At 54.5% G+C, this 13,389-nt stretch carries 14 protein-coding genes; 10 read left to right on the plus strand and 4 right to left on the minus strand.

Annotated elements, in window-relative coordinates:
• Positions 1 to 33: 33 nt before the first annotated feature.
• From EGT74_RS01245 to EGT74_RS01280, 8 genes are all read left to right on the plus strand, one after another.
• Positions 34 to 855: a ParA family protein gene (locus EGT74_RS01245; protein WP_123844686.1), complete on the plus strand. Its 822-nt coding sequence runs from the start codon at positions 34 to 36 to the stop codon at positions 853 to 855.
• Positions 839 to 1,759 (plus strand): ParB/RepB/Spo0J family partition protein, encoded by a 921-nt coding sequence (locus tag EGT74_RS01250; RefSeq protein ID WP_123844688.1) that lies wholly within the window; start codon positions 839 to 841, stop codon positions 1,757 to 1,759. Before EGT74_RS01245 ends, EGT74_RS01250 begins: the two co-directional genes overlap by 17 nt.
• Positions 1,749 to 2,429, plus strand: a complete 681-nt coding sequence (locus EGT74_RS01255; RefSeq protein WP_123844690.1) for a DUF5683 domain-containing protein — start codon at positions 1,749 to 1,751, stop codon at positions 2,427 to 2,429. The genes EGT74_RS01250 and EGT74_RS01255 overlap by 11 nt, the downstream gene beginning before the upstream one ends.
• Positions 2,430 to 2,451: 22 nt before the next feature.
• Positions 2,452 to 3,168 (plus strand): 4-hydroxy-tetrahydrodipicolinate reductase, encoded by a 717-nt coding sequence (gene dapB, locus EGT74_RS01260; protein ID WP_123844691.1) that lies wholly within the window; start codon positions 2,452 to 2,454, stop codon positions 3,166 to 3,168.
• An 81-nt stretch (positions 3,169 to 3,249) separates the two neighbouring features.
• Positions 3,250 to 3,666, plus strand: coding sequence for an RrF2 family transcriptional regulator (locus tag EGT74_RS01265; protein WP_123844693.1), 417 nt, complete (start codon positions 3,250 to 3,252; stop codon positions 3,664 to 3,666).
• Between the two features lie 1,165 nt (positions 3,667 to 4,831).
• Positions 4,832 to 5,521 carry a phosphoadenylyl-sulfate reductase gene (locus EGT74_RS01270; RefSeq protein ID WP_123844695.1) on the plus strand — a complete coding sequence of 230 codons (690 nt, stop codon included), beginning with the start codon at positions 4,832 to 4,834 and terminating at the stop codon, positions 5,519 to 5,521.
• Between the two features lie 19 nt (positions 5,522 to 5,540).
• A complete protein-coding gene (gene cysD, locus EGT74_RS01275; protein WP_123844697.1) occupies positions 5,541 to 6,446 on the plus strand; it encodes a sulfate adenylyltransferase subunit CysD in 906 nt (301 codons plus the stop codon).
• Between the two features lie 17 nt (positions 6,447 to 6,463).
• A complete protein-coding gene (locus EGT74_RS01280) occupies positions 6,464 to 7,708 on the plus strand; it encodes a sulfate adenylyltransferase subunit 1 (protein WP_123844698.1) in 1,245 nt (414 codons plus the stop codon).
• A 67-nt stretch (positions 7,709 to 7,775) separates the two neighbouring features.
• On the opposite strand, the gene EGT74_RS01285 is transcribed toward EGT74_RS01280, so the two are convergent.
• On the minus strand, positions 7,776 to 9,434 hold the full coding sequence (locus tag EGT74_RS01285) for a hypothetical protein (protein WP_123844700.1): 1,659 nt from the start codon (positions 9,432 to 9,434) through the stop codon (positions 7,776 to 7,778).
• Between the two features lie 260 nt (positions 9,435 to 9,694).
• Positions 9,695 to 10,654, minus strand: coding sequence for an NAD-dependent epimerase/dehydratase family protein (locus EGT74_RS01290; RefSeq protein ID WP_123844702.1), 960 nt, complete (start codon positions 10,652 to 10,654; stop codon positions 9,695 to 9,697).
• Between the two features lie 161 nt (positions 10,655 to 10,815).
• Here EGT74_RS01290 and kdsA point away from each other — a divergent pair, with 161 nt between their 5' ends.
• Both kdsA and EGT74_RS01300 read left to right on the plus strand, forming a co-directional pair.
• A complete protein-coding gene (gene kdsA, locus EGT74_RS01295) occupies positions 10,816 to 11,640 on the plus strand; it encodes a 3-deoxy-8-phosphooctulonate synthase (RefSeq protein ID WP_123844704.1) in 825 nt (274 codons plus the stop codon).
• Between the two features lie 72 nt (positions 11,641 to 11,712).
• Positions 11,713 to 12,084, plus strand: coding sequence for a hypothetical protein (locus tag EGT74_RS01300; RefSeq protein ID WP_123844706.1), 372 nt, complete (start codon positions 11,713 to 11,715; stop codon positions 12,082 to 12,084).
• Between the two features lie 60 nt (positions 12,085 to 12,144).
• On the opposite strand, the gene EGT74_RS01305 is transcribed toward EGT74_RS01300, so the two are convergent.
• A complete protein-coding gene (locus tag EGT74_RS01305) occupies positions 12,145 to 12,963 on the minus strand; it encodes a DUF4382 domain-containing protein (protein WP_246008097.1) in 819 nt (272 codons plus the stop codon).
• 154 nt (positions 12,964 to 13,117) lie between these two features.
• The gene (locus EGT74_RS01310) at positions 13,118 to 13,339 is read right to left on the minus strand and encodes a PspC domain-containing protein (protein ID WP_123844707.1); all 222 of its coding nucleotides are present in this window, start codon (positions 13,337 to 13,339) and stop codon (positions 13,118 to 13,120) included.
• Positions 13,340 to 13,389: the final 50 nt, after the last annotated feature.

Here is a 13,389-nt window from a genome sequence, read left to right on the forward strand (position 1 = left end):
CCTATTTCAACCTTAGAATTTAAGACAAAACAAATGGCAAGAATTATCGCAATCGCCAATCAGAAAGGGGGCGTGGGGAAAACCACCAGCGCCATTAACCTGGCCAGCAGCCTGGCGGTACTGGAGTACAAAACATTGCTGGTAGATGCGGATCCGCAGGCCAACAGCACCACGGGGCTGGGCTTCGACCTCCGTAATATCCAGCAGAGCCTGTACGACTGTATGGTGAACGACGTGCAGGCAAAGGACGTGCTGCTGGAATCAGACACCCCGAACCTGAAAGTATTGCCCTCCCACATCGACCTGGTAGGCGCGGAACTGGAGCTCATCAACCACCCCAACCGGGAACGGGTGATGAAAGCCGTGATCGACGCGGTAGCCGGAGACTACGATTTTGTGATCGTAGACTGCTCCCCTTCCCTGGGCCTCATTACCGTGAACGCCCTGGTCGCCTCCCATTCCGTGATCATCCCCGTACAGTGCGAATTCTTTGCACTGGAAGGTTTGGGCAAACTGCTCAATACCATCAAAATCGTCCAGAGCCGGTTAAACACCGATCTTGAAATAGAAGGCATCCTGATGACCATGTACGACGGCCGTTTACGCCTGAGCAACCAGGTGGTGGACGAAGTCAAACAGCACTTCGAGGAAAGCGTATTCAACACCATCATCCACCGCAACACCAAACTCGGTGAAGCGCCCAGCTTCGGGAAATCCGTGATCATGTACGATGCCATGAGCACCGGCGCGATCAACTACCTGAACCTGGCGAAGGAAATCCTTCAAAAGCATAACTTTACAAAGATCAAAACCGAAGACAAAATCTTAGCTATTAACGATGACCAATCCGAGTAAGAAAGAGGCGTTGGGGAAAGGCATCCGCTCGCTGCTGCAAAACATAGACACAGACCTGAAGCAGACCTCCGGGGCACTCGCCGAACAGGTGGTGGCACAGGCTACCGGCATTGAGCGTATTCCTTTGGACCTGATAGAGGTCAATCCGAAACAGCCGCGCAGAGACTTTGACGAACAGGCCCTGCAGGAGCTGAGCCAGTCCATCAAACTGCACGACATCATTCAGCCCGTTACCGTCGCCCGGCTGGGTAAGAAATACCAGCTCATCGCCGGCGAACGCCGCTTCCGCGCCAGTAAAATGGCAGGACTGAAAGATATCCCCGCATACGTGCGCACCGCCAACGACCAGGAGCTCCTGGAACTGGCCCTGCTCGAAAACCTGCAGCGCGAAAACCTGAACGCGATCGAGGTCGCCCTCAGCTATAAACGCCTCATGGAAGAAGTGTCGCTCACCCAGGAACAGGTGGCCGACCGGATGGGAAAAGAACGCAGCACCGTTACCAACTACATACGCCTGCTCAAACTGCCGCCCGATATCCAGGTGGCCGTGCGCAACGCCAAACTGAGCATGGGCCACGCCCGTACCCTCATCGGCGTGGAAAACGTGGAGAAACAGCTCTTCGTTTTCGGCGAGATCATGAAAAACGGCCTGTCTGTACGCCAGACCGAAGAGCTAGTGCGGAAAGTCAATCATAACGCGGATAAAACGACCGCGAAGAAACCCGCTAAAAGCACCCTCCCGCCGGCTTACCAGAAAATCCAGGATAACCTGGCCACCCATTTTTCCACCAAGGTGAACCTGGACAGAAGCAAAAACGGCAAAGGAAGCATTAGCATCGAGTTTTATTCGGACGAAGAGCTGGACAGCATCCTGGAAAAATTATCATTATACGGTGAAAAATAAAACAGGGTACATTCTTGTATATACCCTTTTGTGCCTGTTATTATTACCCGCCATCGGCAGCCATGCACAGGACACAACGGGCAACCGCATCATCAGGGATTCCCTGGCGCGCCGTAATGCGATGCCCGTCCGGCGCGATACCGTGATCGTGGACGGCAGCGTGATCGATTCCCTGCCCGTCAACTACAAAGCACTGCACAGCCCGCGCAAAGCCGCCTTCTACTCCGCCGTGCTCCCCGGCCTTGGCCAGGTCTACAACCGCGAATACTGGAAAGTGCCCCTCGTATACGCCGCACTCGGCATCAGTACAGGCTTTTTCATCGATAACATGTCCAAATTCAGGGAATACCGCGACGCCTACCGCACGCGGATAGCCAACCGGAACAATCCCAACTTCGTGGATCCGTACCTGAAGTACGACGACTCCGACCTGAAATACCTGCGCGACGGGTACCGGCAATATGTGGACTATTCCGTGCTCGTATTCGTGGCCGCTTACGCCCTCAACATCGTAGACGCCACCGTGTTCGCTCACCTGCGGCAGTTCGATATCAGCGACGACCTGAGCATCCGCATCGCCCCCACCATGATCGATAACCGTACTTTCGGCATCGGGCTGAAGGTGTCGATGGGGCCGCGCAAAGCGAAGCAGGGATTGGCTTTCAGATAAACTCATTCAGATATACACAGATATGAAGATAGCATTAATCGGATACGGCAAAATGGGAAAAGCCATCGAGGCGATCGCCCAGGGCCGTGGCCACGAAATCGTACACAGGATAGACATCAACAGCAGCCACCTGCTGGAGAAAGAGCAGCTGCAACAGGCCGACGTTGCCATCGAATTCACGACGCCCGAAACGGCCTATCATAACATCCTGAAGTGTTTCGCCGCCAATGTGCCCGTTGTGTGCGGCACCACCGGCTGGCTGGAAAAGCTGCCGGAAGTGAAGGCCCAATGCCTCGAGCAGCACCAGGCTTTCCTGTACGCCAGCAATTTCAGCGTGGGCGTGAACATCTTTTTTGAACTGAACCGCCGCCTCGCCGAACTGATGGCCACCCAGAGCGATTACCGGTCCAGCATGGTGGAAATCCACCACACCCAGAAAAAAGACGCCCCCAGCGGCACCGCCATCACCCTGGCCGAACAGATCCTCGAAAAACAGCCCGCCAAAACCGGCTGGGTGAACGAGGCTACCACCGACCCCACCAAGCTGGGCATCGTTTCCGAGCGGGTCGACCCTGCTCCCGGCACGCACATCATCCAGTACGATTCGCCGATAGACAGCATCACCATCACCCATACGGCCCACTCCCGTGAAGGGTTTGCCGCCGGCGCCGTTACCGCGGCCGAGTGGCTGAAAGACAAAAAAGGCATCTTCAGCATGAAGGATGTACTGAGCCTCTAGCCCGGCGCCCCGAAAGCAGCCGTTTTTTTTGTTATATTTGTATCTTGAGAGTGCAACCATACAGAAGATCTAATACCAGATATGCTATCTAAAAAAACACAATACGCGTTTCACGCATTGATTTACCTGGCGGAGAATGTAGACAAAGGCCCTATCCTGATTTCGGAGATAGCGGCGGAAAAGAGTATTTCCATCAAATTCCTGGAAAACATCCTGCTGGAGTTGAAAAATGCGGGCATTTTAGGCAGCAAGAAAGGTAAAGGCGGCGGTTATTACCTGATGCGCCCGCCCAAGGAAATCCCCATGGCGCGCATTATCAGGCTGCTCGACGGGCCCATCGCCCTGTTGCCCTGCGTGAGCCTCAACTACTACGAACGTTGCGAAAACTGCAAGAACGAAGCGGTTTGCGGCCTGCACGAGGTTATGAGCAAGGTGAGGGACGCCACCCTCAAACTGCTGGAAAACAAGTCACTGAAAGATATCCTGACCAAGGAATAAGATATGTTATATGGGTTATAAGCAGGGAAAGGCCGGTGGTCTTTCCCTTTTTTTATGCGGATTTTTGGGCTGAACCGGTAAATTTCGCCAGGGTGCGGGTAGCCATAACCCGGTATGGCCCGCGCGGTGCATCCTTCCCCCAATCATCCCTGCCATGCCGCTCCCCGGCCCGGGAACAACAGCCATCCGGCTCCCCGCACCCGGTATCGGGGAATATGCGCTCAAACATTCAACAATTTCATCATAGAACAATTTTTCCGAACCTGTGAAAAATACTCAGTTGTAGGTATTGCAACCCCCTTCCGGTTACAGTACTTTTGATGCAGACAATTACCGGAAACAAATGCTCCCGTTCAGGTGATTGCCCGCTTTATGCGGATTACAATGCCTCCGGGCGCTTTTACTGATAAACTTTGTTGCTCGTCAGAAATCCGGAAATGACTGTGTTTTCAGGTTTAAAGATTTTTTTTCGTTCCCCAGGAAAGTTGGCGAAGGCCCCGGACGGTTGTTCCGGGGCTTTTTGCTGCAGGAACCTTAAACCTACCTAGCCGCGTCAGCCCCATCCTTCCCCCGGCATTCACCCGCACGGGCGCCTGCACAATTTTGTCCGCCTGCATCCCAATCCCGGGTACGGAAAATGTGCATGAGTGCAGAATATGGGTAAAACCGGCCATGACCTCCCTCCCGCCGGAAATTGTACGCGAATGGACAGAAATTTGATCTGAGTGGAGATTCTGAGGGTAAAAGACGAACCTACAACGAACCTACACTAGGGGAAAGACGAACCTACGCCCAAAAGGGAAGATTCGTTGTAGGTTCGTTGTAGCTTCGTTGTAGGTTCGTCTTTCTACAAGCTACAGCCGTTGACTCGTCCTGAAACAGGTTGACATCCGGGCGAGATTATGCGGATGAAGGCGGGCCCGCCCTAAAACAGGGGTACACCAGGCAGACAACAGCGCCCGGCCCGCAGCTTTACAAATTGGTGAAAATTATCAACCATGGCCGCGGTCCTCCTGTCCGGAAAACACCGCCCGAAGCCGGCGATCAGCCGCACCCCGCCCCTCCCTTTTACGCCGTTATCCACTTTTTTTACCCCGCCGCACATTTTAGTCTATCTTTTTTATAGGATTTATGTATTTTTGTTATCCGGTAGAGGAAGCATTACATGAAAGATCTATTTGGGCAGATAGCCGAACAAAAAGACATCGCCACGGGAATACGCATACTTACGGACAAGTTTCCGGGAGCAGTAGCCTTTTCCACTTCATTTGGCCAGGAAGACCAGGTGCTGGCAGACATCATCTGGCGCAACCAGTTGCCCGTACGCGTGTTTACGCTCGATACGGGCCGGCTCTTCCAGGAAACGTATGACCTGATGGACCTCACCCGCGCCCGCTACAAACAGCCCTTCGAGATATATTTCCCGGAAACGGCTGCGGTAGAGGCTTTGGTGAAGGAAAAAGGCATGAACAGCTTTTACGATTCAGTGGAAAACCGCAAGGAATGCTGTTATATCCGCAAGGTGGTGCCCCTCAACCGCGCCCTGCAGGGCACGAAGGTATGGATCACGGGGCTGCGCGCCGAACAGAGCGAAAACCGGCACGACATGCCGGCGCTCGAATGGGATGAAGCCCGCCAGTTGTATAAATACAACCCCCTCATCCATTGGACCTTCGAAGAAATGACCGCTTACCTGGAGAAAAATAACGTGCCGTACAACAGGCTGCACGATAAAGGTTTCGTCAGCATCGGCTGCGCTCCCTGTACCCGCGCCATCGAGCCCGGAGAACATCCCCGCGCCGGCCGCTGGTGGTGGGAAAGCTCCCAGAAAGAATGTGGTTTACATGCAAGTTGATCAAGTTTAACATCGTTATATGAGTAGTATTCAATGGCAATTTCCGAGAGCGCTGGAAGACGAGGCGATTTACATCCTCCGCGAAACAGCCGCACAGTTTGAACGGCCCGCGATCCTCTTCTCCGGCGGAAAGGATTCCATTACCCTCGTACGCCTGGCCCAGAAAGCCTTTCACCCGGGTAAGATCCCCTTCCCCCTGCTGCACGTGGATACCGGGCATAACTTCCCGGAAACCATCCAGTTCCGCGACTGGCTGGTGGAATCGCTGGGGCTCGACCTCATCGTACGGAATGTGCAGGACAGTATCGACCAGGGCAAAGTAAAAGAAGAAACCGGCAAATACGCCAGCCGCAACGCGCTGCAGACGGTGACCCTGCTCGACGCGATCGAAGAGCTCAAATTTGACGCCTGCATCGGCGGCGCCCGCCGCGACGAAGAGAAAGCGCGCGCCAAGGAAAGAATATTCTCCGTGCGCGACGAGTTCGGACAATGGAACGCGAAAATCCAGCGCCCCGAACTGTTCGACATGCTCAACGGCAAAATCAATATCGGCGAAAACGTACGCGTGTTCCCCATTTCCAACTGGACGGAGCTCGACGTATGGAACTATATCCGCGAAGAAAATCTCGCCATCCCTTCCATCTATTTCTCCCACGAAAGAGAGATCATCGAACGCGACGGGATGTACTGGCCTTATTCCGAGTTCCTCAACACCACGGAAGAAGAAGTGCCGTTCCGCACCAAAGTGCGCTTCCGCACCGTGGGCGATATGACCTGTACCGCGGCCGTACTGTCCGAAGCGGATAAACTGGAAGACATCATCACCGAAATACTGGCCGCCAAAATCTCCGAAAGAGGCGCCCGTATCGACGACAAACGCTCCGAAGCTGCCATGGAAAAACGCAAGCAGGCGGGGTATTTTTAAGCTATTAACAACAGAACATGGACGTTTTACGTATAACCACCTCCGGTAGTGTGGATGATGGAAAAAGCACCCTCATCGGGCGTTTACTGTATGATACCAAATCCATCACGCAGGATAAAATGGAAGCGCTCCAGGCGGCCAGCAAACGCAAAGGGCTCGATTTTACGGACCTCTCGCTGCTGACCGACGGCCTCATCGCGGAAAGGGAACAGGGCATCACCATCGACGTGGCGCACATCTACTTTTCCACCCCCAACCGCAAATACATCATCGCCGATACGCCGGGCCACTTCGAATACACCCGTAACATGGTGACCGGCGCATCCACCTCGCAGGTGTCCCTCATCCTCATCGACGCCCGCAAAGGCATCGTGGAACAGACATTCCGCCACTTCTTCATCGCCTGCATGCTGCGCATCCCCCACCTGGTGGTGTGCATCAATAAAATGGACCTGGTGGAATACGACGAAGCACGCTTCAACCAGATCGTGGAAGACTTCCAGCAACTGCTGAAAGGTTCTTTCTATGAAAATAAAACCGTACAGTTCGTGCCCGTTTCTTCGCTTTACGGCGAAAACGTGGTGACGAAAACGGACAAGATCAGCTGGTATAAAGACAAACCGCTGCTCGCCTACCTGGAAGAAATCTCCTTCGACGAAGACGACCGTGTGCACCCCGCGCGTTTCCCCGTGCAGTACGTGATCAGGCCGAAATCGGAGCAGTACCACGACTTCCGTGGTTTTGCGGGAAAAGTGTCCAGCGGCAGCTTCCATGTCGGCGAAGAAATCGTTTCACTGCCGAACGGCCAGCGCAGCAAGATCAAAACCATCGAGAAGTTCGAGGAACAGCGCCCGTCCGCCCATGCCGGCGAAAGCGTGGTGATCACCCTCGAAGACGAGATCGACATCAGCCGAGGCAACCTGCTGGTAACGCCGAACGACATTCCAGAAGGCCGCAAGGAAATCACCGCGCAGATCTGCTGGATGGACCAGCAGAAGCTGACCGCCGGCAAAACCTATCTGCTCCAGCACGGCGCCAACCGCATCAAGGCAAAGGTGCAGCAGCTGCACAACGTGGTGGAAGTAACCACCAACGTGGTGCACGACAAAACGGAAATGGGCCTCAACGATATCGGCAAGATCACGCTGAAAACAGCGCAGCCGGTATTTACGGATACTTACGCCGCCAACCCGGCCAACGGCACGTTCATTCTGGTGGACGAGTTCAGCAATGCCACCGTGGCGGTAGGTTTCGTGGAATAACAACACACGCGCATTTATCAACTAAAATAAAAAAGCCGGCTGCCTGATGCAGCCGGCTTTACTTTTTTCAGTGGATGTTCAGCCACACGAGCTGCACCTGCTTCCGGCCTTCCGGCACGCGTTTGAGCGTAACGAGGGTGCCGCTGTCCGCATCGTAGTCCGCAATGGCGAACAGCGCTATGGGCGCGGGCGACGGCGTCGCCGTATCGAACACCGCATCGCGCGAGGGTATCATGGCCTTTCCTTCGAGCGCGTAATAAAAACCCTGTGCGTCCCGCGCATCGCGCATCACGGTGAGTTTGCCCCGGTCGATCCTTTCGTTGTTCTCCCCGAGGTCGTTCATGAAAATATAATCGCGCTGCGCGCCGGGTATGTACGTGAAGAATTTATACTGGTCGGCCCAGTTGAGTTTTTCCGTGGCGTTCTCCCTGTTTTTCTGGTAGAAGGCTTTCATGATCACGCCGGGGTTCATCTGTTTTTTCGGGATCATCCAGCTGCGCAGCTCCTTCCCTTCCGCATCGAAGTCCATCACCGCCACGTTGGCGAGAATGGTGCTCACCACCACCGGCGTACCGTTCACGGGACGGATGAAATTGTCGAGCTCCTCAAATATGATGGAATAACTCCCGTCTTTTTTGACGATCACATTCTGCGGCACGCCTTCGTAGGGCGCTTTGGGGCCGAACAGTTCGAGGCTTTTCAGGTTCACCTGCGAGGGGATGATCTCCCGCGGTCCGGCCACGATCATACTGTCGAGGCGCACGGTGGTGAGCCAGGTGGCCATCTTCTTTTCTTCGTGGAGATTGGCCTGCAGGAGGATGAGGGTGTGCCGGTGCGGGTTGTATTTGATGAAGCCCCCCTGAATGGAAATCCCTTCCGGGAACCCCAGGTCGCGGAAACGGAAAAAGATGTTGCCGCTGTCGAGCGTGGCGAGTTTCATCTGGCTGCTGGTGGTTTCGTACAGGGCGTTCTGCTCCATGCCGAGGATGCACAGCATTTTATCGCCGATCACGGCCATGTCCCAGTACCGGAACCGTTTATCGTCGCCGCTGCCGGAAAAGCGCGCCCGGCTGATCTCGCGGTGGTCGGCGCCGAAGTGCACCACTTCGTAGCCGCCGTTCTGCGGATCGTCGGAATTATAATACATCCACACGGCGTAGTTTTCGCTGTACGGATCCTTGATTACGAGGAAATCTGAACTGGTGGTGATTTTGCGTTTGCGGAGGTTCACTTTGTCGAGGTACGCCACCGTATCCGCGCGTAGCAGGCGGCCGGAAGAGCCGCTCACCCGCAGCCGCATCAGCAGCGGGCGCCTGGACGACCGGTCGCTCACCAGCACCGTGGCATCGCCGGCGGATTCAAACACGGCATCAAGGCTGGTGGCCTGATAGCCGGTGAGGGTACTGTCCTGCAACTGCCGGGAAATATCGTACAGCTGCACGTTCACGCCCTGTTTTTCGGTGAAATGCACGTACAGGGTATGGCCGTTGCCGAGCTGGAGCATCCGGGCAATGCCGTCTGCCGGCTCCGGGAAAGCGGGGCCTTCGGCCAGGGTGCTCACGCAGCTGAAAAGCGCCGGTTTCGTGGCGGTACTGTCGGCCGGGGGCGTTACGCCGGCATTCCGGGGCATAGCCGGGGCATACGGGCCGCCCGGTTGTGCCGCCAGCTGCGCCCGGCCCATGATGGGCAGGCCTGCCAGCAGCAGCAGGTATAGGGTGGTTTTCATGGCTTCATAGGATTTCAGCCACAATATACTGATTTTTATTAATACGTATGAGCGCCGCTGCGTACAGCGCCATGCCGGGAAAGGGGAAACGGCATCGCTACGCTGCTAACCGGGCATTGCGCCCGCCTGCGGGCAAATGCGGCCGGGTAACCACACCTATCCGGAATGCTGTTGGCAGGAGCAACGGATATTTGCCGCCGAGCGGCGCTTCATCGCATAAAAAAAGCCGGAGCGATGCTCCGGCTCTCCAGGCTGCTGCCTTATTTGATGCCTTTCTGTTTCTTCAGGTTCTTCAGCATGTCTTCCGTCATCTTCGCGAGGTCGTACTGCGGTTTCCAGCCCCAGTCTTTCGACGCCTGGCTGTCGTCGATGCTTTGCGGCCAGCTGTTCGCGATCTCCTGGCGGTAGTCCGGCTCGTAGCTGATCGTAAAGTCCGGGATGTGCTGCTGAATCGCGGCGCTGATCTCTTTCGGTGAAAAACTCATACCGGAAAGGTTGTACGCGGAGCGCACGCTGATCTTTTCGCCCGGCGCTTCCATCAGTTCTATGGTGGCGCGGATGGCGTCGTGCATGTACATCATGGGGAGGTAGGTGTCTTCAGACAGGAAACATTTATACGTGCCTTCCTCCAGCGCTTCGTGGTAGATCTCCACCGCGTAATCCGTGGTGCCGCCGCCGGGAGCCGATTTATAACTGATCAGGCCCGGGTAACGCAGGCTGCGCACGTCGATGCCGTAACGGTGATTATAGTATTCGCACCAGCGTTCGCCGGCGAACTTGCTGATACCGTAAATGGTGGTGGGTTCGATGGTGGTGTGCTGCGGGGTGTCCACTTTCGGTGAGCTGGGCCCGAACACCGCGATGGAACTGGGCCAGTAGATTTTATCGAGCCCCTCTTCCTTGGCGATGTCCAGTACGTTGAGCAGGCTTTGCATGTTGATATGCCAGGCCAGCAGCGGGTTCTTTTCGCCGGTGGCGGAAAGGATGGCGGCCAGCAGATAGACCTGGGTAATGTTGTGGCGGATCACCAGTACGTGCAGCATTTCCTTGTTCATCACATCGAGCGATACATAGGGGCCGGTGCCTTTCAGCAGGTCGTGCTCCTCGCGGAGATCGGAGGCCACCACGTTGTTGTCGCCGTACATCTTGCGCAGGGCCAGCGTCAGTTCCACGCCGATCTGCCCGCACGCGCCAATTACCAGAATCTTATCTTTCTTCATATCGTTTGAAAATTGTTGCCAAAAATAACGGCAAGCAGCAATATTAGCCGAATTGCCGTTCTAAACAATGACAATACAATAACAATCCGGGCCCGCAGGAGTTGCGCTTCGTATCTGTTTTATCAAAATCCATGTCGGGAAATAACGTTAATTTTGCGGCCATGCATACGAAAACTTTAAAATCATTGTTTTCAGAACAGTACAATCCTGAAAACTTTTTCCTGATAGCAGGCCCCTGCGTAATTGAAGATGAAGACCTGGTGATGGGCGTGGCCGAAAAAGTGTCCGCCATCTGCAAGCGCCTCAACATTCCCTATATGTTCAAGGCTTCCTACCGCAAGGCGAACCGTACCAGTATCAATTCCTTTACCGGCATCGGCGACGTGGAAGGGCTCGACCTGTTGCAGAAAGTGGGCAAAACCTTCAACCTCCCCGTTACTTCCGATATCCATTCCGCCGCAGAAGCTGCGATGGCCGCCGCTTATGTGGACGTGCTGCAAATCCCGGCGTTTCTTTGCCGGCAAACGGACATTCTGATCGCCGCGGCAGACACCGGCAAGGTGGTGAACGTGAAAAAAGGCCAGTTCGTGAGCGGTGAAGCGATGAAATTCGCGGTGGAAAAAATCAGGCAGGCCGGCAACGAGCACATCATGCTCACGGAAAGAGGCACTACTTTCGGCTACCAGGACCTGGTGGTGGATTACCGCAACATCCCCATCATGAAAGAGCACGGTGTACCCGTGGTGATGGACTGTACGCATTCCCTGCAGCAGCCTAACCAGACCTCCGGCGTAACCGGCGGCAATCCCAAAATGATCGGCACCATCGCCAGGGCGGCGATCGCTACCGGGGCCGACGGTCTGTTCATCGAAACGCACCCCGAGCCGGCCAAAGCAAAATCCGACGGCGCCAACATGCTGCGCCTCGATCTGCTGGAGCCGCTGCTGGAAGAACTGGTGCGCATCCGGGAAGCGGTGAAACGCTAAAAACATCCGGGGCCGTTAGTGTTGGTTGTCATTACTTTTTTTGGTAAATTCAATCACACTAAAAATAGCACCATGATTAATTTTTCAGAATTAAAAGTCGGTGATATTGTACTGGCGAAATTCGAGGAACAACTGACGGAAGGCAACATCGTTCAGGTAGACGCAGAAAACCGGCAGGTTTGTGTGTTGACCCAGCAGGAGAACTGGTACAGCCCGGAGGATCTTTTTCCCATCCCCCTCACGGAGGAACACCTGGAGAAACTGAAATTCAAAAAGACGGACGAGGCCTATGTACGCGGCCCGTTCACCGTACAGCTCCCCAACGGTAGCGACCCGCATACGGTATTGCATTACCGCGACGAAACCCGGAACATCCCCGGCAGCCTGATGGTGCATCAGCTACAGAATCATTATCACGGGATGACCTTATACCATCTCGATTAAAGGCATAAAAAAAGCCGCCGGCAATACACCGGCGGCTTCCTCATTTATAATCGCAGCAGATTATTTCTTTTGCAGCCGAACGGTGTCGACTGTGGTAATCCGGCCGAGCGTTACCGTTACGCCGTCTTTTACGAACGGCTTAAAGGTAGTGTCTACCGGCAGGTAATGCATGGAGTAAGTGCCTGCGTCGATGCCGCGGATCAGGTAACCGCCGGCGGCAGTGTAGGTGCTGGCAATGGTGTCTGTACCACGGATGGCGAGTACGGCCGTCTGCACGGTGTCCGGCAATACGATGCCTTTGATGTTACCGCCTACTGCTTCCAGTACCGCGCGGATAACGGGCTTCAGGATGTATTTGCCGCTGTTGCCTGCTTTCACGATGGATTTGGCCACGTCGAAATCAAGCGTCAGTTTGTTGATGATGCCGCCGATCACGGGCTGGTTGATGTTCAGCTTCAGGCCAGACTGCTGGGCGCTGGGCGTGGTGAGCATCAGTTTTTCACCCTTGTTGGTAATAATGTAGTTGTTGTCTCCCAATACGAGCCTGAGCTGGCTCAGCCTGCCGCTGGGAATTTCAGCGTCGGCCAGCACGGTGTCTTTGTCATTTACCAGGTCGAGCAGGTTGTACATACCGGGATGTACGCCGGGGAGGGTAGTCCAGTTCTGGTCGTCGGCGTCGGTTACGTTGATACGGATGTCTTTTACATCGATCCATACTTCCCGGTAATCACCCGGGTCGTCTGTGAGTGCGATCTGCAAACGGGCGTTGCCGTTGCTGCCGTTGTTGTCGTTCGTGCTGCAGGAAGCCATCATGCCGATTCCGCCGAGCAGCAGAGCGCCGAGGGCGAGGTTTTTCAGTTTCAGAAAAGGTGTCATCATATAATTGTTTAATGGTTTACGTGATTTTTTCACACCCACGTATACAAGATTAGATGCACCATTTCCTCCAAAGTTTAACTGTGGAACAAATAAATTTTTAACTTTCTCCGTAAGATACTGAGAGCAAGAGTATTAGTAAATAAAAAAATATATTTTAAAGATAACGCAGCGGGTTTCTGCGTGCTTTGGAGATGTAGTTTTTGATATTCATCCAGAAGGCGAGGATCATATAAACAATCAGGGGCGATCCCATCGTCAGAAAGGTGGCATAGATAAAAAAGATGCGGATCCGGGAGGTGGCGATGCCTAATTTTTCCCCCAGGGCCGCGCATACACCAAAGGCCTTCCATTCCACAAAGTCCTTGATTTTATTCATCCGTCGGTATTTATCTCTTTTTTGGTCTGATGGAACCCGGTCAATAATGA

The sequence above is a fragment of the Chitinophaga lutea genome (genome assembly GCF_003813775.1).
Taxonomy (GTDB): Bacteria; Bacteroidota; Bacteroidia; order Chitinophagales; family Chitinophagaceae; genus Chitinophaga; species Chitinophaga lutea.